Origin of the sequence: Amycolatopsis acidiphila, from assembly GCF_021391495.1 — a bacterium.
Taxonomy (GTDB): domain Bacteria; phylum Actinomycetota; class Actinomycetes; order Mycobacteriales; family Pseudonocardiaceae; genus Amycolatopsis_E; species Amycolatopsis_E acidiphila.
Window position 1 is genome coordinate 3,311,097 of sequence record NZ_CP090063.1, and the last position, 22,943, is coordinate 3,334,039.

The 22,943-nt window shown below is 70.3% G+C and carries 20 protein-coding genes; 16 read left to right on the forward strand and 4 right to left on the reverse strand.

Going from position 1 to position 22,943, the window contains the following annotated elements; genetic code table 11:
• The first annotated feature begins 33 nt into the window (after positions 1 to 33).
• The 4 genes from LWP59_RS16075 (at position 34) to LWP59_RS16090 (ending at position 3,974) form a co-directional block, all read left to right on the forward strand.
• Entirely contained in the window at positions 34 to 1,059 is a 1,026-nt protein-coding gene (locus tag LWP59_RS16075) for an amidohydrolase family protein (protein WP_186383558.1), read from the forward strand.
• Between the two features lie 154 nt (positions 1,060 to 1,213).
• A complete protein-coding gene (locus tag LWP59_RS16080; protein WP_144644144.1) occupies positions 1,214 to 2,389 on the forward strand; it encodes an LLM class flavin-dependent oxidoreductase in 1,176 nt (391 codons plus the stop codon).
• The gene (locus LWP59_RS16085; RefSeq protein WP_229857461.1) at positions 2,386 to 3,072 is read left to right on the forward strand and encodes a CE1759 family FMN reductase; all 687 of its coding nucleotides are present in this window, start codon (positions 2,386 to 2,388) and stop codon (positions 3,070 to 3,072) included. Before LWP59_RS16080 ends, LWP59_RS16085 begins: the two co-directional genes overlap by 4 nt.
• Positions 3,069 to 3,974, forward strand: coding sequence for an LLM class flavin-dependent oxidoreductase (locus LWP59_RS16090; RefSeq protein WP_144644146.1), 906 nt, complete (start codon positions 3,069 to 3,071; stop codon positions 3,972 to 3,974). The genes LWP59_RS16085 and LWP59_RS16090 overlap by 4 nt, the downstream gene beginning before the upstream one ends.
• Positions 3,975 to 3,986: 12 nt before the next feature.
• Here LWP59_RS16090 and LWP59_RS16095 read toward each other — a convergent pair whose 3' ends face one another.
• Positions 3,987 to 4,448: a MarR family winged helix-turn-helix transcriptional regulator gene (locus LWP59_RS16095; RefSeq protein ID WP_144644148.1), complete on the reverse strand. Its 462-nt coding sequence runs from the start codon at positions 4,446 to 4,448 to the stop codon at positions 3,987 to 3,989.
• 170 nt (positions 4,449 to 4,618) lie between these two features.
• On the opposite strand from LWP59_RS16095, the gene LWP59_RS16100 reads away from it, so the two are divergent.
• The 6 genes from LWP59_RS16100 (at position 4,619) to asnB (ending at position 10,787) form a co-directional block, all read left to right on the forward strand.
• On the forward strand, positions 4,619 to 5,638 hold the full coding sequence (locus LWP59_RS16100) for a Dyp-type peroxidase (RefSeq protein ID WP_144644150.1): 1,020 nt from the start codon (positions 4,619 to 4,621) through the stop codon (positions 5,636 to 5,638).
• On the forward strand, positions 5,635 to 6,432 hold the full coding sequence (locus LWP59_RS16105) for a family 1 encapsulin nanocompartment shell protein (protein ID WP_144644152.1): 798 nt from the start codon (positions 5,635 to 5,637) through the stop codon (positions 6,430 to 6,432). Before LWP59_RS16100 ends, LWP59_RS16105 begins: the two co-directional genes overlap by 4 nt.
• Positions 6,433 to 6,597: 165 nt before the next feature.
• A complete protein-coding gene (locus tag LWP59_RS16110) occupies positions 6,598 to 6,741 on the forward strand; it encodes a hypothetical protein (RefSeq protein WP_186383559.1) in 144 nt (47 codons plus the stop codon).
• 161 nt (positions 6,742 to 6,902) lie between these two features.
• Complete coding sequence (locus tag LWP59_RS16115; protein WP_144644154.1) at positions 6,903 to 7,721, forward strand: HpcH/HpaI aldolase/citrate lyase family protein; 819 nt, start codon at positions 6,903 to 6,905, stop codon at positions 7,719 to 7,721.
• Between the two features lie 33 nt (positions 7,722 to 7,754).
• Positions 7,755 to 8,918, forward strand: coding sequence for a phthiocerol/phthiodiolone dimycocerosyl transferase family protein (locus LWP59_RS16120; protein ID WP_144644156.1), 1,164 nt, complete (start codon positions 7,755 to 7,757; stop codon positions 8,916 to 8,918).
• Positions 8,919 to 8,942: 24 nt separating this feature from the next.
• Positions 8,943 to 10,787 carry an asparagine synthase (glutamine-hydrolyzing) gene (asnB, locus tag LWP59_RS16125; protein ID WP_144644159.1) on the forward strand — a complete coding sequence of 615 codons (1,845 nt, stop codon included), beginning with the start codon at positions 8,943 to 8,945 and terminating at the stop codon, positions 10,785 to 10,787.
• On the opposite strand, the gene LWP59_RS16130 is transcribed toward asnB, so the two are convergent.
• Entirely contained in the window at positions 10,757 to 12,409 is a 1,653-nt protein-coding gene (locus LWP59_RS16130) for an amidase family protein (protein WP_144644161.1), read from the reverse strand. The genes asnB and LWP59_RS16130 overlap by 31 nt on opposite strands.
• Positions 12,410 to 12,419: 10 nt before the next feature.
• Positions 12,420 to 14,039 (reverse strand): gamma-glutamyltransferase, encoded by a 1,620-nt coding sequence (gene ggt / locus LWP59_RS16135; protein ID WP_144644163.1) that lies wholly within the window; start codon positions 14,037 to 14,039, stop codon positions 12,420 to 12,422.
• A 444-nt stretch (positions 14,040 to 14,483) separates the two neighbouring features.
• Here ggt and LWP59_RS16140 point away from each other — a divergent pair, with 444 nt between their 5' ends.
• The 6 genes from LWP59_RS16140 to LWP59_RS16165 all read left to right on the forward strand — a co-directional run bounded on the left by LWP59_RS16140 (position 14,484) and on the right by LWP59_RS16165 (position 21,381).
• Positions 14,484 to 15,878 carry an MFS transporter gene (locus tag LWP59_RS16140; RefSeq protein WP_144644165.1) on the forward strand — a complete coding sequence of 465 codons (1,395 nt, stop codon included), beginning with the start codon at positions 14,484 to 14,486 and terminating at the stop codon, positions 15,876 to 15,878.
• A gap of 144 nt (positions 15,879 to 16,022) precedes the next feature.
• Positions 16,023 to 17,126, forward strand: a complete 1,104-nt coding sequence (gene menC, locus LWP59_RS16145) for an o-succinylbenzoate synthase (RefSeq protein ID WP_144644167.1) — start codon at positions 16,023 to 16,025, stop codon at positions 17,124 to 17,126.
• An 83-nt stretch (positions 17,127 to 17,209) separates the two neighbouring features.
• Positions 17,210 to 18,694, forward strand: a complete 1,485-nt coding sequence (locus tag LWP59_RS16150; protein ID WP_186383560.1) for an MFS transporter — start codon at positions 17,210 to 17,212, stop codon at positions 18,692 to 18,694.
• Positions 18,695 to 18,802: 108 nt separating this feature from the next.
• The gene (locus tag LWP59_RS16155; RefSeq protein ID WP_144644171.1) at positions 18,803 to 19,519 is read left to right on the forward strand and encodes a FadR/GntR family transcriptional regulator; all 717 of its coding nucleotides are present in this window, start codon (positions 18,803 to 18,805) and stop codon (positions 19,517 to 19,519) included.
• 108 nt (positions 19,520 to 19,627) lie between these two features.
• The gene (locus tag LWP59_RS16160) at positions 19,628 to 20,158 is read left to right on the forward strand and encodes a MaoC family dehydratase (protein WP_144644173.1); all 531 of its coding nucleotides are present in this window, start codon (positions 19,628 to 19,630) and stop codon (positions 20,156 to 20,158) included.
• Positions 20,159 to 20,160: 2 nt separating this feature from the next.
• The gene (locus tag LWP59_RS16165) at positions 20,161 to 21,381 is read left to right on the forward strand and encodes a CaiB/BaiF CoA transferase family protein (protein ID WP_144644175.1); all 1,221 of its coding nucleotides are present in this window, start codon (positions 20,161 to 20,163) and stop codon (positions 21,379 to 21,381) included.
• A 39-nt stretch (positions 21,382 to 21,420) separates the two neighbouring features.
• On the opposite strand, the gene LWP59_RS16170 is transcribed toward LWP59_RS16165, so the two are convergent.
• Entirely contained in the window at positions 21,421 to 22,803 is a 1,383-nt protein-coding gene (locus tag LWP59_RS16170; protein WP_229857463.1) for an alkaline phosphatase family protein, read from the reverse strand.
• Positions 22,804 to 22,943 lie beyond the last annotated feature (140 nt).

The following is a 22,943-nucleotide window of genomic DNA, read 5'->3' on the forward strand; positions in this document are numbered from 1 at the left end:
ACGGATACCCACCGTATGAAGGAGACCGGGTCGATGACTGCCGCCCGCCTGCCGAAGATCGCGCTGGAAGAGGCCTACGAGCATCCGGACAAGGTGGCGCGCCTGCTGGCCGACGAGGCCGCGCTGGCGGACGTGTCGGACAACGGCGGGGTCACCCCGGAGTTCTACCGCCCGGTGCAGGAAAAGCTGGGAGAGTTCGGCGAGGTCCGGCTGGGCAGCATGGCCGCGGCCGGCATCCGGCACACGATCCTATCCCTGACCGCGCCCGGCGTGCAGAGCGTCGCCGACCCGGCGGCGGCCACCGCGGAGGCGCGGCGCCAGAACGACTTCTTGGCCGAGCAGGTCGCCAGGCGGCCGGACCGGTACTCGGGGTTCGCGGCGATCGCCTTGCAGGAGCCGGAAAACGCCGCTGCCGAGCTGCGCCGCGCGATCACCGGGCTGGGCTTCAAGGGGGTGCTCGTCAACGGCTACACCAATATCGGGGACAGCGAGCACGGCGGCTACCTCGACGAGCCGCGGTACCACCCGTTCTGGGAGACCCTCGCCGAGCTCGACGTGCCGCTGTACCTGCACCCGCGCCCGTCGCTGCCGGGCGGGCTGGGCCTCTACGCCGGGCATCCCGAGATGAAGGGCGCGACCTGGGGCTTCGGCACCGAGACGGCCTCGCACACCGTGCGGCTGCTGCTGAGCGGCCACTTCGACCGGTTTCCCACCACGAAGCTGATCCTCGGGCATCTGGGCGAAGGGCTGCCCGCGCTGCTGTGGCGGACACAGCACATGTTCGAGGACAACCCGTTCGGCAGGCGGCTCGGCAAGTCGCTGCCCGAGTACGTCGCGGACAACATCTGGATCACCACGAGCGGCAACTTCTCCGACCACGCGCTCGTCAACGCGGTGCTCACCGTCGGCGCGGACCACATCCTGTTCTCCGTGGACTACCCGTACTCGGAGAACGCCGGTGCGGCCGACTGGATCGAGCGCGCGCCGATCAGCGAGCTCGACCGCCGCAAGATCGCGCACGGCAACGCCCGCGCGTTGTTCGGTGTCGACCTCGGCTGACCTCCCGGACGCCACCGACGGGCCGCACCGCGAGCCGGCCACTACCGTGGACGGTGTGGCGAGCGTCGCCCGCCCGACGCCGTTGGTCACCGCCATTGATGGTCACCAACTATTACTATGTTGGGTGGAGCAAGGCCGGCGAAGGAGAAGCGGGATGCAGTTCGGAGTGTTCTCGGTGAGTGACATCACCCGGGACCCGGTGTCGGGACGGACGCCGAGCGAGGCGGAGCGGATCGACGCGATCGTGCGGATCGCGCAGAAGACCGAGGAGGCCGGGCTGGACGTGTTCGCCATCGGCGAGCACCACAACCCGCCGTTCTTCTCGTCCTCGCCCACGACCCTGCTCTCGTTCATCGCCGCGAGGACCGAGAAGCTGATCGTGACCACGTCCACGACGCTGATCACGACGAACGACCCGGTGCGCATCGCGGAGGAGTACGCGATGCTGCAGCACCTGTCGAAGGGGCGCACGGACCTGATGCTCGGGCGGGGCAACACGGCCCCGGTGTACCCGTGGTTCGGCCAGGACATCCGCCAGGGCCTGCCGCTGGCACTGGAGAACTACAACCTGCTGCACCGGCTGTGGCGCGAGGACGTCGTGGACTGGGAGGGCCGGTTCCGCACCCCGCTGCAGGGCTTCACCTCGATCCCGCGGCCGCTGGACGACGTGCCGCCGTTCGTGTGGCACGGCTCCATCCGCACGCCCGAGATCGCCGAGCAGGCCGCTTACTACGGCGACGGCTTCTTCGCCAACAACATCTTCTGGCCGAAGGAGCACTACATGCGGCTGATCCAGTTCTACCGGCAGCGCTACGCCCACTACGGCCACGGCACCGAGAAGCAGGCCATCGTGGGCCTGGGCGGGCAGGCGTACCTCGCCCGGCGGTCGCAGGACGCCGTGCGCGAGTTCCGCCCCTACTTCGACGAAGCCCCCGTGTACGGGCACGGTCCGTCGATGGAGGACTTCATGAAGATGACCCCGTTGTCGGTGGGCAGCCCGCAGGAGGTCATCGACAAGACCCTGACCTTCCGGGAGCACTTCGGCGACTACCAGCGTCAGCTGTTCCTGATGGACCACGCCGGTCTGCCGCTGAAGACCGTGCTGAACCAGCTGGACCTGCTCGGCGAGGAGGTCGTGCCCACGCTGCGCCGGGAACTGGCCGCCAAGCGCGACCCGGAGGTGCCGGACGCGCCCACCCACGCCACGCTCGTCACGGCGAAGTACGGCGACCGAGCGCCGCGACAGCCGCGCCCGAACGCCAACCGCGGCGACAACGTGACGGGCTCGTCGCCGTACCAGGACACCGACACCAAGGATGCGAACGCGTGAACGCCAACGGGAGCGGGCCGCTGAGCCTCGTCGTCGTCACGGCCGGCACCGGTGACCCCTCCTCGACCCGGATGCTGGCCGACCGGACCGCGCAACGCGTCAGCGGGCTGGCGGGCCGGCGCGGGCACGAGGTCCGCGTCCGGGTCGTCGACCTGCGCCGGCTCGCCACGGAGATCACCACCGCGCTGGTCTCGCAGCTGACCGGACCGAACCTGCAGGACGCGATCGCCGCGCTCGCCGGGGCCGACGGCATCGTCGCCGCCACGCCGGTCTACAAGGCCGGCGCCAGCGGGCTGTTCACCTCGTTCTTCCAGGTGCTCGACAACGACCTGCTGATCGCCAAACCGGTCGTGCTCACCGCGACCGCCGGCACCGCGCGGCACGCACTCGTCGTCGACGACCAGTTACGGTCGCTGTTCGCGTACCTGCGCGCCGCCGCGGTGCCGACCTCGCTGTTCGCCGCTCCCGAGGACTGGGCCGACCCGGCCTTCGACAAGCGCATCGAGCGGGCCGCGTTCGAGCTCGTGCTCTTCATGGAAAGCGGCTTCGCCCGGCAGATCAAGGACGAGTCCTGGCACAGCTACCAGCACGAGTTCGGCAGCGCCGGCGGCACCGAGACCGGCATCGACCTCGACACCGATCTGATGCGCCTGGCCGCGGGTGGAGGGGAACCGGCGAAATGACCGAATTGTCCTTCGGGTTTTCGCTGGTGCCGACGCTCGACATCGGTGAACATCGTGAGCTGGCCGTCGCCGCGGAGGGGAACGGCCTGCGGCTGCTCGGCATCCAAGATCACCCGTACGTGCCCGACTACCTGGACACCTTCGTGCTCGCGGCCGCACTCCTGTCCGCCACCAACCGGATCAGCGTGTTCCCCGACGTCGCGAACCTTCCCCTGCGCCCGCCGGCGATGCTGGCGAAGACCGCGGCGGCGCTCGACCTCGTGTCCGGGGGCAGGTTCGAGCTGGCCCTCGGTGCGGGCGGCTACTGGGACGCCATCGCCCGGATGGGCGTCGAGCGCCGCTCGCGCGCGGAGGCGAACGCCGCGCTCGAGGAGGCGATCTCGATCCTGCGCGCGATCTGGGGGACCGGGCGCGGCCGGATCCACCAGCGGGGCGCGCACTACACGGTGGACGGGCTGGAGCCCGGCCCGGCGCCCGCGCACCCGATCGAGATCTGGACGGGGGCGCAGGGCCCGAAGGCGCTCGCGCTCACCGGGCGGATCGCCGATGGGTGGGCGGCGCCGATCCCCTCGTACCTGCCCTACGAGCGGTGGCCGGCGGCGAACGCGGCCCTTGACGAGGCGGCGATCGCGGCCGGACGGCAGCCGGGCGACATCCGGCGGATCGCCCAGATCGCCGGCGAGATCACCGACGAGCCGGGCGACGTCCGGGCCGAGCGCGGGGCGGAGCCGGTGCGCGGCACCGTGGAGCAGTGGGCGGCACTCCTGTCGCGGGTCGCGATGGAGCTGCCGTTCACCAGCTTCGTGTTCTGGCCGGAACACCAGACCCTGGAGCAGGTCGTCCGGTTCGGCCGCGAGGTGGCGCCACTCGTGCGCGAGACGGTGGCCGGGCACCGGGCCTGACGGCCGGTCCGGTCAGGAGATCCGCCGGCCGCGCTGATGCTTCGTGATGTCGATGAGCGCGGACTTGAAGAGGGCGTACTGCTGCCTGCCGAGCCGCCGCGCGTGCCGCTCCTGCAGCGCGGTCATGATCCTGTCGGCGGCCCGCAGCTGCGCGAGGCCGCGCTCGGTGGGACAGACCAGCTTCGCCCGGCGGTCGGCCGGGTCCGGCCGGCGGCGGACGTACCCGAGCTCCTCGAGCTCGTCGACCAGCTTGCCGATCACCTGCTTGTGCTGCCCGGACAGCTGGGACAGCTCCGTCGCGCGCACGCCACCGGTGTCGAGGTAGGCCAGCACGGCGCCGTGGCGGGGATGCAGATCGCCGAACCCCTCGGCGGCGAGCTTCGCGAAGAGCTCGTCCTGCACCGCGAACAGCAGCCGGCCGGCGAGCACACCCAGGTCCGGGTCCGTCTCGTTCTTCTCGGCCCGCGTGACCACCCGCCCGCCTCCTCACTGCGTCCATGACACCCCGGACTTCCCATCCTAGCCGGTGATCCTTGCCCGGAGAGCGACCGTGGGCGTGCCGCCTGTCTACTTTGGACACCGCCCACCTCGACGAGTGCGATGAACCTGTCACGATCGGGGCCGGTTGCGGTACGTTGTCCGTTGTGTCTGAGCCACAGCCGGTGCTGACCCGGCTGACCGCGTCCGCGATCTTCCTCGTGCTGACGGTCCGCGAAGGCGGCGAGGACGTCGTGCGCGACCTGCTCGCCGACGTGGGCGGCCTCAGCCGCTCGGTGGGGTTCCGGGCGCTCGACGGCGGGCTCGCCTGCGTGACCGGCATCGGGGCGGAGCTGTTCGACCGGCTCTTCCTCGCACCCCGCCCGGCCGAGCTGCACCCCTTCCGGGTGATCGAGGGCCCCGTGCACACCGCCGTCGCGACGCCCGGTGACCTGCTGTTCCACATCCGCGCGGCCACCATGGACCTGTGTTTCGAGCTGGCCGACCAGCTGATCACCCGGCTGGCCGGGGCGGCCGAGGTCGTGGACGAGGTGCACGGGTTCAAGTACTTCGACGAGCGCGACCTGCTCGGCTTCGTCGACGGCACGGAGAACCCGACCGGCCGCGCGGCGGACGACGCGGTGTTCATCGGGGCGGAGGACCCGGTCTTCGCGGGCGGCAGCTACGTGATCGTGCAGAAGTACCTGCACGACCTCGCGGCGTGGAACGCCGTGAGCGTCGAGGACCAGGAGCGGGTCGTCGGGCGGACGAAGCTGTCCGACATCGAGCTGCCCGACGAGACCAAACCGGCCGATTCGCACGTCGCGCTGACCACGATCGTCGACGCCAACGGCGACGAGCGGCAGATCGTGCGCGACAACATGCCGTTCGGGCGCCTCGCCGACGGCGAGCGCGGCACCTACTTCATCGGCTACGCGGCGAGCCCGTCGGTGATCGAGCAGATGCTGGAGAACATGTTCGTCGGGAACCCGCCCGGCAACACCGACCGCATCCTCGACTTCTCCACGGCGGTGACCGGGTGCCTGTTCTTCGTGCCGAGCCAGGACTTCCTGGACGACCCGCCGCCCGCGGTCGCGCCCGCCGCCGCCCCGCCCGCCGCCGCCCCGCAAGACCAGTCGCTGCGCATCGGCAGCCTCAAGGAGCAGAGGAAACGCCTGACGCCATGAACAACCTGCATCGCGACCTCGCCCCCGTCTCCGCCAGTGCGTGGACGGACCTGGAAGCCGAAGCCCGCCGCACCTTCTCCGAGCACGTCGCCGGCCGCCGCGTCGTCGACGTGACCGGCCCGGACGGCATCGCGCTGGCCGCCGTCGGCACCGGGCACCTGCGTGAGCTCGACTCCCCGGACCAGGGCGTGCGCGTCCGGCGCCGGGAGGTCGCGACCGTCGTCGAGCTGCGGGTGCCGTTCACCGTCAGCCGCGAGGCCGTCGACGCGGTCGAGCGAGGCGCGAAGGACGCCGACTGGCAGCCGGTGAAAGACGCCGCGAAGAAGCTCGCGTTCACCGAGGACAGGATCATCGCCGAAGGCCTGCCCGCGGCCGGCATCACCGGGATCCGGGCCGCGGCGGGTACCACGATGGCCATGCCGCCGATCGCCACGGACCAGCCGACCGCCGTCGCGCAGGCGATGAGCGCGCTGCGGCTGGACGGGGTCAACGGCGACTACGCCCTGCTCCTGTCCGCCGAGGCCTACACCGCGCTCGACGAGACGACCGAGCACGGGTATCCGATCCGCCGGCACGTGGCCGGTGTGCTCGGCGAGGGCGGCCAGATCATCTGGGCGCCCGCCCTGCCGTCCGCCCTGCTGGTCTCCACCCGGGGCGGCGACTACGAGCTGCATCTGGGCCAGGACGTGTCGATCGGCTACCAGTCGCACGACGACACCGGCGTGGAGCTGTACCTGGAGGAGTCGCTGACCTTCCTGGTCAACACGCCCGAGGCCGCGGTCGCCTTCAGCTGACGGCGCCCCACGGCGCGAGGATCCCGATGACCGTGTACCAGGTGGTGCCGATGTAGACCTGCGGCGACGACGGCGGCGTCCGTGACGGGCCCGATGCGCCGCACCATGCCGGCCCCGCCCTCGGGCGGCTGCACCGGGGAGTCCTGCTGAGACACCCGGGACGGTGTGAGCGAGGCCGATCCGGAGCCGATCTCCTCGTTGCTGGCGGAGGCATTGCTGCTGCAGCACGTCATCGACGTGCGCGCGCCGGCGGACCTCGACGTGGTCGCGGATCCCGTGTGGCTACCACTTTCCCCAGGCTACGGCTGATTTCTCCCGTCAGCCGCGCGGAAACCCATGCACTCTCCCACGGCGGCAGAGCCGAAAACGCCTCCCTTGAGGTGCTTGTGCGGCCGCTCATAACGTGACGGTCACCTCGCCGTGACAAGAGCCGGGTGTTCCCGCAGCGGAACGTCCGCGGAAGGAGTGCCATGGCCTGCTACGCGGAAGTCGTCGCGCACAGCCGTTCCCTGCTTTTCGTTCCGGGGCACCGGCCCGACCGCTTCGACAAGGCAGCGCAGAGCGGTGCCGACGCGATAGTGCTGGATCTGGAGGACGCGGTCGGGCCCGAGGTCAAACCGGCCGCCCGCGAGAACGTCGACCGGTGGCTGTCCAGCGGCGGGCACGGGGTAGTGCGCATCAACGGGGACGGCACGCCTTGGCACGCCGACGATGTCGCGATGCTCGGCGGCCATCAGGACGTCGTGGTCATGGTCCCCAAGGTGAACGTCCCGCACCAGGTGGCGGACACCTTGGCTCAGCTGGCGGCGGGCTCCCGGGCGATCCCTCTGGTGGAGACCGCCGCCGGCGTCCTGGCCGCGGAGAAGCTGTGCGCGGTTCCCGGTGTCCTGCGGGCGGTCTTCGGCAACGCGGACCTGGGCACCGAAATCGGCGTCGACCCGGACGAGCGGGCCGCCTTCGCCTACCCTCGGTCGCGGCTCGTGATGGCCTGCGCGGCACTCCGGCTGCCGCCACCGATCGACGGCGTGACCGTGCGGTTGCGCAGCCTCGAGGCGATCACGGAGGACGCGCGGCACGCCAAGGCCATGGGCTTCACCGGAAAGCTCTGCCTGCACCCGTCACAGGTCCCGGTGGTCAACGAGATCCTGTCGCCCAGCGACGGTCAGCTGGCCTGGGCCCGCGAGGTGCTGAGCGCCGCCGAAGACGGGTCCATCTGCCAGCTGCGCGGGCAGGTGGTGGGCACGCCGATGCTCGAACGCGCCCGCCGTCTGCTCAAGTTCGCCTCCTGACAGCAATCCGGCACATCGAACGATGGGAGATCCGTGGACATCAGGCGTCATCTCGACCGCATCGAGGTGAAATGGCTCTACGAACAGGCCGCGCAGGTCTACACGTACCAGGGCGAGATCGACGAGAAGATGCTCACCCGGGCCTTCGAGGCGCTGTGCGTGCGGCATCCCCTGCTGCGTGCTCGTATCGGCCACGACGAGAACGGTTACTTCCTCGAAGCGACCGACGATCACATGCCGCAACTGCACGCGTGGCGGGGCGATGTCGGCAACCTGCGTGCAGAGCTCGGGGAGCTGCGCGACCCGGCCGAAGGCGTGGCGCGGCTGAACCTGGTCACCGACGACGCAGGTGGTGCGATCGCCCTGCAGACCTACCTGTTCGTCGTGGACGGGCAGAGCTGGCTGGCGTTGTTCTCCGAGCTCTGGTCCCTGTACACGGACCTGGCCGGGGGTGCCACGCTGACCGACGAACCGTACGGCACACTTCCGACCCCTCCGTCCACAGTGCTCGAACGAATGGGCATTCCCTGTCCTTACCGGGGTTCTCCTTCGCCGATGAAACCGGTCATCCAGGTCGACCGCCGGCTGGACGCGGACGTGACGGACAAGCTCCTCACCGTCGCGCACCGGGTGGGCACCACGGTGCACGGGCTCATCTGCGGCGGCCTGCTGGTCGTGCACCGGCGGCAGGACCCGGCCCGCGGTGAGGCACGGATGGTGTGCCTGTCCGCGGTGGACCTACGGCACCGGCTCGCCCTGCCGGTCGGGAAGACGGACACGACCCGGCTCATCGGCTGGCATCAGACCGAACTGGACGTGCGGGGCGACGAGGATCCCGTGCCGCTGGGCCGCCGGGTACGCGACGAGCTCACCGAGGCGATCACCTCGGGCGAGCTCCCGCTGCTGCGGCCGTCCCCGGAGGTCGCCGGCACACTCGACCCGCGGCTCTCCTCGGTGGTCACCACCAACATGGGCGTCATCCCGCCGATGACCTTCCCGCCCGAGCTCACGGTGACCGGAACCTCGAGGATCTACCCGAGCACCGCGCTGTTGTCGCCCTGGCACGGGTTCTTCACCTTCCAGGGCGAGATGACCGTCATGTCCGTCTATCCGGCCGACAGCTTCACGACGGCGGAAGCGGAACACCTCACGGGCGGGATCATCGCAATCCTCGAAGACATCGCTGCGACGGCCTGAGGGCCGGTCGGGTTAGGAACGGACATGTGTGGAATCGCAGGCTGGGTCTCGTTCTCGAGAGACCTGACCCTCCATCGGGACACCGTGCGGGCCATGGGCGCGACCATGGCCCGCCGCGGTCCCGACGACGACGGTGTGTGGCTGAGCCGGCAGGCGGCACTCGCGCACCGGCGTCTGTCCATCATCGACCTCGACCGCGGCAGGCAGCCGATGTCGGTGCGGACTCCCGGCGGTGAGGTCGTCATCGTCTACATCGGGGAGACGTACAACTTCCTCGAGCTGCGCGCCCTGCTGGAGAGCCACGGGCACCGGTTCACCACCGACAGCGACACCGAGGTGGTGTTGCGCGGCTACCTCCAGTGGGGCCCGGACGTGGTGCACCAGCTCAACGGCATGTACGGCTTCGCGATCTGGGACGAGCGGAACGCCACCCTGCTGATGACCCGCGATCGCATGGGCATCAAGCCGTTCTACTACTACCCGACCGCCGACGGGGTCCTGTTCGGCTCCGAGCCGAAGGCCATCCTGGCCAACTCGCTGGCGGACAGGGTGGTCGACGCGGCCGGACTCCGGGAGCTGGTCTCGATGACGAAGGCTCCCGGCTGGGCGCTGTGGCACGGGATGCACGAGATCGAACCCGGCACCCTAGTCCTCGTCGACGCCGAAGGCGTCCGTACCCGGACCTATTGGAAGCTCGAGACGCACGAGCACGAACACGACCGGGAAGAGTCGGTGGCGCACGTCGGCGAGCTGCTGTCGGACATCGTGCGGCGGCAGCTGATCGCGGATGTCCCCCGGTGCGTGCTGCTGTCGGGAGGACTGGATTCGAGCGCGATCACCGGCCTCGCGGCGGACTGTCTCGGCCGTGCGGGAGAACGGGTGCGCACGTTCTCGGTCAACTATCTCGGTCACGAGGAACGGTTCCAGCCCGATCCACTGCGGGACACCGTGGACGCGCCCTACATCCGCGATGTCGTGGACATGCTGGGCCCGCTGCACCAGGAGATCCTGCTCGACACGCGCGACGTCTCCGATCCGGAACTGCGGCGAGCCGTGATCACCGCACGGGACATGCCGGGCCTGCTCGGCGACCTCGACCCCTCGCTGTACCTGTTGTCCAAGGCCATCAAGGCCGAGTCGACGGTCGCCCTGTCCGGTGAGTCGGCGGACGAGCTGTTCGGCGGCTACCGCTGGTTCCACGAGGACGAGGCGCGCTGGGCGGAGATGTTCCCCTGGCGTGCGTTCGCCGGTTCCCTCACCGCCGACCGCCACGGTGTCTTCCGGCAGGACGTGCTCGACGTGCTGGCGCTGCCCGGCTACATCGCCGACCAGTACGCCACCGCGGTCGCCGGCGTCGAGCACCTGCCCGGTGAGACCGGGCTGGAACGGCGGATGCGCACCGTCTCACATCTCAACCTGACCCGTTACCTGCGCATGGTGCTGGACCGCAAGGACCGGATGTCGATGGCGGCCGGGCTCGAGGTCCGGGTGCCCTTCTGCGACCACCGGCTGGTGGACTACGTCTACAACGCGCCGTGGCGGTTGAAGAGCTTCGACGGCAGGGAGAAGAGCCTGTTGCGGCACGCGACCAAGCAGGTGCTGCCGGACTCGGTCGTGAACCGCAGGAAGAACCCCTATCCGTCCACTCAGGACCCGCAGTACGCCGCCGCGCTGCAGCAGCAGGCGAAGGAGCTGCTGGCCGAGCCCGGCAGCGCGGTGTTCGACCTGATCGACCACGGCTGGCTCAGCGCAGCCGTCGAGCACGACGCGGAGACCCTGCCCAGGCGCACGAGGGCCGGCCTCGACCAGGTGCTCGACCTGCACCACTGGCTGGACCTCTACCGTCCGGAGGTGCGGCTGGCCGGGTGAGGGCTCACCACCGGGTCCCAGCCGGTCTCCGCCGGCTGGGACACCTCCAGCAGGGACCCGTCCTCACCCTCCTGGTCGAGCAGCCACGGGGCGAGCTCGGCCGCCGCCTCGAAGGCGAACCCCGCCCGGTAGACGGTGTGCTCGTCGAACCGGCGCCCGGCGATCTGCAAGCCGGCGGGCAACCGGTGCTCGCCGAAACCACACGGCAGGGTCAGCGCCGGATGACCGGTCAGGTTGAACGGGCAGGTGTTGTAGGAGGCGTCCACCCCCACGTCGGCGCGTGAGTCGGCCTGGGTGGGGTCCCCGTCAGGCAGCCGTACCGGCCCCGCCGGCGTCGTCGGCGTCACGAGAAGGTCGACGTCGGCGAGGGCCCGCTCGACCTGCCGGCGCAGTTCGAGCCGGAGATTCCGGGCGTACCCGAGATGCGCCCCACCGTAGGTCTCCTGCAGGTGCGCCACCGCGAGCAGCCGGGTGCGCAGTGCGAACGGCAGCTGGCGCATCCCGTCGTGGTAGTGCACGGCGGCCGCCGCCTCGGCGTGCACGTCCACACGCGACAGATCTCCCGGGGTGTGACCCGACGAACGAGCCCTGGCGGCCATGGCGAAGCTGGTCAGGACCCGGACGAGGACCGACCCGGCGGACCACAGCGGAATCGAGATCGGGACGAGCACGGCCCCCGCTCCCGCGAGGACCTCGCGTGCTCGCTCGAAGGCTTCGAGCGTGGCCGGGGTGCAGCGGTGCGGGTCCACCGATTCGGTGACGACGCCGATCCGCAGCCCCTCGGCGCCGCGTTCCGCGGCGCCCCGGTAGTCGCCCGGCGACCGGTCGGGGTCGGTGTGCGGATCCCGCCAGTCGCCGCCGGCGATGGTCTCGAGCAGCAGCGCGTTGTCGGCGACGGTCGTGGTCATGGGGCCGATGTGGTCGAGGCTGTGTTCCAGGTGCGTGAGCCCGTGTGCCGGCACGAGCCCGTAGGTCGGCTTCATCCCCACGATGCCGCACCAGGCGGCCGGGATGCGGATGCTGCCGCCCTGGTCGGCGCCCAGCGCCAGATCGACGAGTCCGCCCGCGACCGCCGCCCCCGAGCCGGAGGACGAGCCGCCCGCGGAGAAGCGCACGTCGTGGGGGTTGCGGACGGCGCCGAACCCGGATCCGGCCCCCAGCCCCATCGACATGTCCGCCATGTTGGTCTTCGCGACGATCCGAGCGCCCGCCTCCAGTACGCGTTCGACCACCACCGCGTCCTCGGTGGGCACCGGGCACGGGAGCCGGTGCCCACCGCCGGTCGTCGGGATCCCCGCCACCGCGATGCAGTCCTTGATCCCGAGGGTCATGCCGGCCAGCGGGCCGGTGCGGGCACCGGCGACCTCGCACCAGCGGATGATCGCGCGGAAGGGGTCCTGTCGTCCGGAGGCGGGCGGCCCGCCGGGAGCCCGGTGGGTGTGCCGCAGCGCGACCGTGGGCTCGGGAAACTCCCCGAGCCGGTCGAACGTGGCGAGGTGATCGGCGACGGCGTCGCGATACGCCTCCACCTCCTCGCCCGACAGCCTCAGGCGCAACTGTTCCGCGTACCGCGCGACCTCGTCACATCCGGGCGGGTCGCTTCGCCGCGCTTCGAGCTCCATGCCGTCCTTCCTAGGCGTAGCAGGCGATTCCGCCGTCGTTGCGTGGATCGGCGGCGGCCGCGAAACCGCCTTCGCCGGCCAGCGTGATCAGCTGCACCCGGCCGAACGAGGCGAGGTAGTTCGCGGGCTTCTGCACGATCGGCATCCCGCGGTCCTGCAGCGCCCGGATGGTGCGCTGCGAGATCCGGCCCTCCGCGAAGACGGGCCTGCCTTCGGAGTGCAGTCGCGGTGCGGCGACCGCTTCCGACGGCGACATGCCGAAGTCGATGACATTGCTGAGCGCCTGCGTGACGGCGCTGGGAATCGAGTACCCGCCCGGAGAACCGACGACCATGGCGGGCTTGCCGTCCTTGAACAGGATCGTCGGCGCCGCGGCGTTGGCCCGGGAGCGACCGGGGACGAGCGAGTTGACCCGGCCCGGTTCGGGGTCCATCAGGCAGGTGCAGCCGTTCCAGGTGAAGCCCGTGCCGGGGATGACGACTCCCGACGGGATGCTCAGCGTCTGCGTGAGGGAGACGCAGTTGCCCTCGTCGTCGGCGACGGACAGGTGGGTGGTGCCGCCGGGCTCGTGCAGGACCTTGAGGTCCGGCAGCTCGCCACGACGCAGGTGGCCGGCGATCTCGTCGGTGTACGCGTCCGACAGCAGCCACTCGAGGGGCACCTCCTGGTACTTGGGGTCGGCGAGGTACCGGAAACGGATCACCCCCGCCCAGGCCAGCGCCGCGCCGACGAGGAAGGCGTGCTCGGGGCCGTTGTGCTCCAGCTTGGCGAGGTCGAACCGTTCGAGCACCTTCAGGATGTGCAGGATCAGCAGTCCGCCGTTGGGCAGCGACGCCGACTCCACCTGGAAGCCGCGGTAGCCGCCGGTCAGCGGCTGCTCGATGTCCACCTCGTAGTTCGCGAGGTCCTCGGCGGTGACGAACGCGCCGTTCAGCTCGAAGTCGCGGACGATGAGGTCCGCCAGGTCACCGGTGTAGAAGTCCTCCGCGCCCCGGTCGGCCAGCTGCCGGAGGGTCTTCGCGTGGTCGGGGTTGCGGAAGGGCTCACCGGCCTGCTTGAGCGTGCCGTCCGGCCGGATCCACAGCTCCTTCGCCGCGTCGGACCAGCAGTAGTGTTCTTCGACGGGAGGCATCCCGGGGAAGACGAAGCTGCGGGAGACGCCGGCGACCTGTTCGCTGATCGGATAGCCCTGATCGCTGGCTTCGACGCTGGGCTCGATGAGGTCGGCCCAGGGCAGGGAGCCATACGTCCGGTGGAGCTCGCCCAGCCCGGCCACCGTGCCCGGCGTCATGATCGCCGTGTACCCCATGAGGTTCTTGTGCCCCTCGACGAGCGCCACGTGCCACATGTCGGTGTAGCCCTTGATGTCCTCGGCCCACATTTCGGGGAACATCCGGGAACCGACCCGCGCCGAGAAGCCGAAGTGCTTGCTGGTGCGGGTTTTCGCGTGGTACGTCGTCGCGAGACCCCAGCCGCCGAGGCCGCACATGAACGGACTGAAGACCGTCTGGGCGAAGGCGGTGGCCACCGCCGCGTCGAACGCGTTGCCGCCCCGGCGCAGCACGTCCGCGCCGATCTCGGCCGCTCGCGGCTCCGGGGAAACCACCACACCGTGCCTGGACCCGTCCATTCCCAACTCCTCACTCGTACATCCGGTCCTGTCAGGACGATCCGCCGGCGGCGTGACGAGCCGGACGGGCCTTCGCGGAAAAGGGGGATTCTGCGAACGCTTCGGTTCCGGGCGGATCGGCCGGCATCCGGATCGCGGGAAGCGAGGCAGCTCAACTGTTACTCACGCACACTAAGTGTCCGAGCTTTTGACGTCAAGACTGTCGCGACGGGGCTGGCGGAGAAGGTCGCGATCACGGAAATCTCCTGGCACAGCGAGATCTCTACCTCGAATGGGTGATGTGTTTCGCTGAGTGGGTTCGCTATTTTGATTCAAATGTCCAATCTTTAGGACTGTCCGCGCATGACCCATCGGTCTGCCGTCGACTCCGGATTTCGCTGCCCGCCCGGCTGACCGCCGGATGTGCCTGCAGCCTGCGCGTTTCTTGACGAGAGGACATCAGCGGTGAGTGTTCTGGATCCACAACACGAGACGTCGGGAACGTCGACGGCGGCGAACATCGCCGCGCGGTTCGAGCGGTTGCCCTTCACCGGCTATCAGAAGCGGCTCGCCGCGGTACTGGCGACCTGCTTCATGATCGACGGAATCGACCTGAACATGCTGTCCTTCCTGCTGGCGCCGATCAGCGCCGACCTGGGCCTGAGCAAGGGCGCCGCGGCGTGGGCGGCGAGCGCGGGCTTCATCGGCATGGGGGTCGGGGCGACCTGCGCCGGCCTGCTCGCGGACCGGTTCGGGCGCCGGCTGGTCCTGGTGAACAGCATGCTGTTGTGGGGGACGGCGAGCCTGCTCACCGCGTTCGCCTGGAACCTGTCCTCGTTCATGGCCTTCCGCATCCTCACGGGCATCGGCCTCGGCGCGGAACTGCCGGTCGCCTTCGCCCTGCTCGCGGAGTTCATGCCGGCGGCGCGGCGGGCACGGCTGACCGGCTGGGTCCAGGTCGCGGGATCGACCGGGCTCGTCGCGTTCAACGCGCTGTCCCTGCTCGCCGTCGCCGTCGCCGGGGCGGTCGCCGGCTGGCGGGCGATGTTCGTCGTCATGTTCGTCACCGCGTTGTTCGCCCTCTACGTACGACGGCAGGTGCCGGAGTCGCCCCGGTGGTACGCCGCGCAGGGCAGGCACGACCGGGCCGAAGCGGTGATGGCAGAGCTCGAGGACAAGGTAGAGCGGGCCTCCGGCGGCCCGCTGCCCGAGCCCGTGCCGGTCGCGGCCGCCCAGCCGCGACAGGCGGCCGGCAACCTGGTGCACGAGCTGTTCTCCCGCGGCTACGCCAGGCGCACGCTGCTCGCCTGGTCGATGTGGCTCGTGATCATGCTGGCCTTCTACGGAATCACCACCTGGACCGGCAAGCTCCTGGTGGACCGCGGGATGAGCGTGTCCAAGTCGATCCTCGTCGGCCTGCTCATCTCGGCCGCCGGCATTCCCGCCGCCTGGCTGACCGGATACGCCATGGACCGCATCGGCCGGAAGGCGGTCCTCACCGCGGCCCTCGCCCTCGTGGCGGTCGCCGCGTTCGCCTACGGCCACGCGTCGACGTTCGCCCTCGTGGTGCTCGCCGGCGCGATCATGCAGTTCGCGCTGGTCGGCGTGGCGACCTCGCTGTACGCCTACACGCCCGAACTGTTCCCGACGCGGACCCGCGGCACCGGTATGGGCACTGCCTCCACCGCCGGCCGGATCTCCGCCATCGTCGGCCCCCTGCTCGTTCCCGTGACGTTGCTCGCCTGGGGCTACACCGGCACCTTCCTGGCCTTCGCGTGCTGTTTCGTGGTGAGCGCGCTGCTGGTGCTCGTGTTCGGCCCGGAGAGCAGGGGCCGGGTGCTGGAAGAGGTTTCCGGCTAGGCCCAGGGCGGCCGCCGGCGACCGGGGCGAAAAGAACACCGCGCCCGATCGGTGGCCGGCGGCCGGCCCCGGCTCCTACTCTTCAGCGCCTCTTCCAGCTACGACGGCCGTCCCATCGACGTGACAGAAAGCAGAGGTAGTCAGGTGAAGCTCGAGGGCATCGAAATCGTCCGCGCGTCGGTCTCCTTGCGCGACCCGATCCGGACCTCCTTCGGCAGCCTCGACCAGCGGGACCTCGTCCTGCTGCGTGCGGTGACCGCCGAGGCGGAGGGCTGGGGCGAATGCGTGGCGTTCAAGACCCCGCTCTACTCCTCGGAATACGCGGACGCCGCGGCCACCGTGCTCGAGCGCTTTCTCATTCCCCAGGTGCTGGCGCGCCCGGACATCTCGGCCGAGACCGTCGCCGAGGTGCTGCACCCCATCCGGGGGCACCGGATGGCGAAGGCGGCGTTGGAGGCCGCGATCCTCGACGCGCAACTGCGCGAATGGGGCGTCTCCTTCGCCCGCTATCTCGGCGTCACCCGCGACCGGGTGCCCGCGGGGGTGTCCATCGGCATCCGGAAGTCCATCGCGGACCTGATCGACGTGGTCGGCGGCTTCCTCGACGAGGGCTACCGGCGGATCAAGATCAAGATCGCGCCCGGCTGGGACCTGGAACCGGTGCGGGCGCTGCGCGAGCGGTTCGGCGCGGACCTGCCGCTGCAGGTGGACGCCAATGCCGCCTACACCCTCGCCGACGCCGCACACCTGGCCCAGCTCGACGAGTTCGGCCTGCAGCTCATGGAGCAGCCCCTGGGGGAGGAGCAGCTGCGCCAGCACGCCGAGCTGGCACGCCTGGTCAGCACCCCGATCGCGCTGGACGAGTCGGTCGTCTCGGCGGAATGCGCGGCGGACGCGATCGCCATGCGTGCCTGCCGGATCGTCAACATCAAGCCCGGCCGCGTCGGCGGGTACCTGGAAGGGCGCCGGATCCACGACCTGTGCCGCGCCAACGGCCTGGCCGTGTGGTGCGGGGGCATGGCGGAGACCGGGATCGGCAGGGCGGCCAACGTGGCGCTCGCCGCGCTGCCCGGCTTCATGCCCGGCGACAACTCGGCCTCCGGTCGCTACTTCGAGCAGGATCTGACCGAGCCCTTCACGCTCGACGACGGTCATCTCACGGTTCCCTCGGGGCCGGGCATCGGCGTGACGCCCCTTCCCGACGTGCTCAAATCCATCACGAGCAGTACGACCTGGCTGCCGGCCTGACGGTCGCGCTCGTCCGAGGGGGTGGAAATCGAGGCATGACGACGACTCTCGGGGCCGGATACGTTCGGTCGGGTGATGGGGAAGTGAGCAGCACCTGGTCTGCCGGGCCGGAGACCGGGCTCGGGCTGCCGCGCTCCGCCGCGGCGCGTACGTCTCCGGTGCTCGCCTTCTGCTGCCTGAGCCAGCTGATGATCGCGCTGGACGTGTCGGTCGTGAACGTCGGCCTGCCCGCGATCAGGGCGGACCTCGGGTTCTCGGACGCCGGGCTGCCGTGGGTGGTCAACGCCTACACGATCGTCCTCGCCGGGTTCCTGCTGCTCGGTGGCCGGGCCGCGGACCTGGTGGCGCACCGGACCCTGCTCACCGTCGGCTTCGTCGTCTTCTCGGGCGCCTCGCTGGCGGCCGGGCTGGCACCGAACGCGCCGGCTCTCGTCGCGGCACGAGGCCTGCAGGGCGTGGGCGACGCCATCCTGGCACCGGCCACACTTTCCCTGCTGACCAGCGCGTTCATCCAGCCGCGGGCCCGCGCCCGTGCGCTCGGGGCCTGGGCGGCGGCCAGCAGCTGCGGGGGAACCCTGGGCATGCTGACGGGCGGGCTGCTCACGCAGTTCGCCGGCTGGCAGTGGATGTTCCTCTGCAACGTGCCCGTCGGCGTGGCCGCGGTCTTCGCCGCCCGGCGGCTGCTCCCGCGCGCCCCCCGGGCCGGGGGCAGGGGGCGCCTCGACGTCCTGGGCGCCGTCACGGCCTCGGCGGGCCTGACCTCGCTCGTCTACGGCATCGTGCACACCGAGGCGCACGGCTGGCTTTCGCCGGGCACCCTCGGCCCGCTGGGCGCCGGTGCCGCGCTGTTCGCGCTCTTCCTGCTGACCGAGCACCGGTTCGCGGCCGAGCCGATCATGCCCTTGCGGGTCTTCCGGCACCGGCCGCTGGTGCTCGCGAACCTCGTGGTGTTCCTGCTGGGCTTCACCATGGTGTCCACGTGGTACTTCGTCACCCTCCAGCTGCAGCGGGTCCTGGCCTACAGTCCCGTCGAAGCGGGACTGGCCTTCGTGCCGATGACGGTGTTGCTCGTGGTGTGCTCGCGGCTGGCCGGCCCCCTCCTGCTGCGCCTGGGCGCGGGCTGGGTGCTGGCCGCCGGAATGCTGCTGGCCGGGGCGGGCGCGATGCTGTTCTCGCGGGTGCCGGCGGGTGCGGACTACGTCTCCGACGTGCTGGCTCCGATGCTGGTCACGGCCAGTGGGTTCGGGCTGGCCTTCGTCGCCGTGACCGCGGCGGCGACGGAGAGCACCGCGGAGACCGGGCTGGCGGCCGGGCTGGTCAACACCACCCGGCAGGTCGGCGCGGCGCTCGGGCTCGCCCTGCTCGTCGTGGTGTCGGCCGGGGCGACCGACTCCATCCGGGACGTGGTCCCGCCGCTCGAGGCGACCGCGGCCGGTCTGCGCCACGCACTGGTCGGCGACGGTGCCGCGGCAGTCGCCGGCGCACTTCTCGCCTGCTTCCTCGTGCCGTACTCATCGCCCCGTGGGCGGCCGCGGCCACCTCCGGGTGATCAGGATCGACCGCCGTGATCCGCCCAGGAGACCGCCCGGGCGCTTACGATCGGACCAACAGATGCTTCTACCGAAGGGGTGGCCGTGCGAGCCATGTCGATCCCGTTCCGTCGGCAGGTGTGAGCGGTGCCGTCCAACGGCGACGCGCCGGTCACAGCCTACGACCGCCTCGCGTCCAGCATCCGGAAGCAGATCCTGTCGGGCGAGTTGCGCCCCGGCCACCGGCTGCCGACCGAGCTCGCGCTCTCGACGCACTACCAGGTCAGCCGCAACACCGCCCGGGAAGCCATCCGGGCGCTGGCCGGTCAGGGACTGCTGGTGGTCAAACGCGGCGTCGCGGGCGGGACCTTCGTCGCGTCGCCGACGACCGCGCAGGTGAGCGAGTCGCTGATGTCCGGGCTCGCGTTGCTCACCGACAGCGCGGACCTGAGTGTGTCCGTGCTGATGGAGATCCGGGAAATGCTCGAGGTCCCCGCCGCGGAGCTGGCCGCCCGAAATCGCACCGACGAGGAGCTCGGTGCCATTCACGAATCATTGTTCGATCCCGGGCGGATAGATCCGACGCGGGTTTTCGTGAACAACCGCGACTTTCACACCGGAGTTCTGCGGGCCACCCACAACCCACTGCTCGAAGTGCTGGCAGAACCGGTGTTCCGGGTGCTGAAGGAACGTTTTCTGCGGGAACGCGCGTCGGCGGACTTCTGGGTGCGCGTCGACGCCGAACACCGCGAGATCGTGGGCTACCTCGACGACCGGGACCAGGCGGGCGCCCGCGAGGCGAGCCGTGCCCACCTGCGTTATCTGCGCTCGGTCTACGAGAAGATCGACCGGATCCAGGGTTGACCCGCTAAACCTCGGAGGTTTAGTCTTCTCCTACCGCCACTTCACTTCCGCATTCCGCGGAAGAATGTCATCGACTTTTCTGTCCTCGTCCTGATTGGAGCTTGCCGCATGACTGTGAAACCCGGCTGGCAGGGTCGGTTCTTCGAGGATTTCGAAATCGATGACGTGTACCGGCATCCATTGGGGCGCACGGTCACCCAGACCGACAACACCTGGTTCACGCTGCTGACGATGAACACGAACGAGGCGCATTTCAACGCCGAGGTCGGGCGTGCGTCCGAGTTCGGCGAGCCCCTGGTGGTCTCGACGCTGACCATCGCGATCGCGATCGGGCAAAGCGTCACCGACACCACCCAGAACGCCTTCGCGAACCTCGGGCTCGACAAGCTCAAGCTCACTCACCCGGTCTACGCGGGCGACACCTTGTGGTCGGAGTCGATCGTGGTCGCCAAGCGGGAGTCGGGCAGCCGGCCGCACGCCGGGATCGTCACGGTCAAGACCCGCACGCTCAACCAGCACGGCGACGAGGTCCTGTCCTTCCTGCGTACCTTCTACGTGCACCGCCGGAGCTCGCCACTGGCCGGGTCCACCTTTCCCGAGGCGAAGAAACCGCTCGTGGTGCTGGATTCGGAGCGGTGATCATGAAACCACTGGAGGACGTGCGCGTCGTCGCGCTGGAACAGTACGGGGCCGGCCCGTTCGGTTCGCTGCACCTGGCGCACCTGGGCGCCGACGTGATCAAGATCGAGGATCCCGTCGCGGGTGGCGACATCGGCCGCTACGTGCCCCCGTTCGCCGAAGGCGAGGACTCCCTGTTCTTCGAGTCCTTCAACCGGAACAAGCGCAGCGTCAGCCTGGACGTCGGCAACCCCGAGGGCCGGGCGGTGCTGGAGGATCTCGTGCGCAACGCGGACGCGGTGTACTCGAACCTTCGAGGCGACGTGCCGGCGAAGCTCGGTATCCGGTACGAGGACCTCAAGGACGTGAACCCGCGGATCGTGTGCTGCTCGCTGTCGGGGTTCGGGATGACCGGTCCGCGCGCGGCCGAACCCGGCTACGACTACGTGCTGCAGGGGCTGGCAGGCTGGATGACGCTGACCGGCGACCCCGACGGTCCCCCCGAGAAGACCGGACTGTCGCTTGTGGACTACTCCGGTGGGTTCGTGGCGGCGATCTCCCTGCTGGCCGGGGTACACGCCGCCCGCCGGGACGGGGTCGGCATGGACTGCGACGTGAGCCTCTACGACACGGCGATCAGCCTGCTCACCTATCCCGCGGCCTGGCATCTCACGGCTGGTTACGAGCCGCGGCGCAGCAAGCGCTCGGCGCATCCCTCGCTCGTGCCGTTCCAGGCGTTCGCCGCCAAGGACGGCTGGCTGGTTCTGGGCTGTGCCAAGGAAAAGTTCTGGCAGCGACTCACGGTCGTGCTCGGCAGGCCCGAGCTGGCCGAGGATCCGCGCTTCGCCACCTTCGCCGACCGCCACCGCAATCGCGACCAGGTGCAGGACATCCTGGACGAGATCCTGTCCCGGCGGACGGTCGAGGAGTGGCTCGGCGAACTGCGTTCGGCGTCCGTGCCGTGTGCGCCGGTGAACGAGGTCGGCGAGGCGTTGCGGGACGAGCACACTCTCGCCCGGAACCTGATCGTCGAAACGGAACACCCCCGGTTCGGCAAGGTCCGCCAGGTGGCCTCCCCGGTGCGCGCGGGGGACGAGGCTCCGCACAGCCGGCGGGCACCCCAGCGGGGGGAGCACACCCTGCCCGTTCTCCGCGGCCTGCTCGGATACGACGACGAGCGGATGCGCCGGCTCGCCGAGGCGGGCGCCTTCGGCATGGACTCCGAGGCCGTGACGCGATCCTGACCCCGCACCGGGACCGGGCTCCCGGTCCCGGTCGCGCTGTCAGGAGACGCGCGGGCGGTGGCCGGGTTCCTGGTGTGGCACCTCCTGCCGGCCGGCCGGGACGACGGGCGGCGGCAGCTGGCCGGCCTCGTACTGGGCGAGGTTGTACGCGCCGTTCGTGTCGGGGAGGGCGGGCGGGGTCTTGCGGGCGTCGTTGAAGCGGAACACCGACGTGAGGTCGCCGACGGTGTGGCGGCGCCAGTCCGTGATGTTGGTTTCGGCGACCCCCGTGATCCGCTCCAGGAGGCGCAGCTGCGAGGTGTGGTCGAACAGTTCCGAGCTGACCCAGCCGCCGGTGGTCCACGGGGATACGACGATGCAGGGGACCCGGTAGCCCAGCCCTGTGGGCAGGCCACCGCCCTGGACGCCGCTCGGGGAGGTACCCGTGACGAACTCGCCCGGGGTGCCGGGCGGCGGGGTGGCCGGCAGGACGTGGTCGAACAGCCCGTCGTTCTCGTCGTAGGACAGGATGAACACCGTCTTGGCCCACACCGCCGGGTTGGCCGCGATGGCGTCGATCTTGCCCGCGACGAACGTGGCGCCCGCGGCGGGCAGGTTGGCTGGGTGCTCGTCCATCGCGCTGGGCGGCAGGAGCCAGCTGACCGTCGGCAGCTGGTCGTTGAGCGCGTCGTACTCGAACTGGCCCAGCGGCGAGGCCTTCATGGCCTGCTCGTACAACGGCGAACCGGGCTGGGCGTCGGCGTACTGCTTCAGCGCACTGAACGGCGGGAGCCCAGTCGCACCGCCGGGCGAGTGGTAGACCTTCCAGCTGACACCGGCCTCGGTGAGTCGCTCGGGGTAGGTCTTGAAGGAGAAGTGGCCGTCCGGGACCTTGCCGGTCTCCAGCGAGGGCCCGCCGAACTGCCCGTCGGCGTCGATCGTCCCGCTGAGCCACATGTACCGGTTGGGCCAGGTCGGGCCCAGCACCGAGCAGTGGTACGCGTCGCAGATCGTGAAGGCGTCCGCGAGGGCGTACTGGAAGGGGATGTCGTCGCGGGTGAAGTAGCCCATCGTGTAGGAGCCGTTGATGGAGCCGTCGGCGGCGAGGTGGGCCGGCAGCCAGTTGTCCATCCTGCCGTTGTTCCACGCCTGGTGCTGCACGGTCCAGGCATGGCTGGTGGACGGGATCGCCTGTGCCGCACTGATCCTGGTGTTGAGCCGGTAGGGGAGCAGGTAACCGTCCTGATTGGACGGATCGGGCTGGTGGAACACCGGGCGCCCGCCCGGCAGGCGCAGTGCATGCGGGTCGTCGAACCCGCGCACCCCGGACAACGTGCCGAAGTAGTGGTCGAAGCTGCGGTTCTCCTGCATCAGCATCACGACGTGCTTGATGTCGCTCAGCCGGGCGTGCGCGGGCGGGGTGGCTGCGAGCGCTTTGCGCATTCGGCGGCAGCACGCTCGCCGCGGCGGCGACCCCGCCGACGGTGGCGGCGGCGCCGAGCAGTCTGCGCCGCGTCAGGCCTGTCGGCTGGTCCTGGGGGTCCGGGGTACCGGTCATCCCGCCAGGCTCACCGACCGTGTTG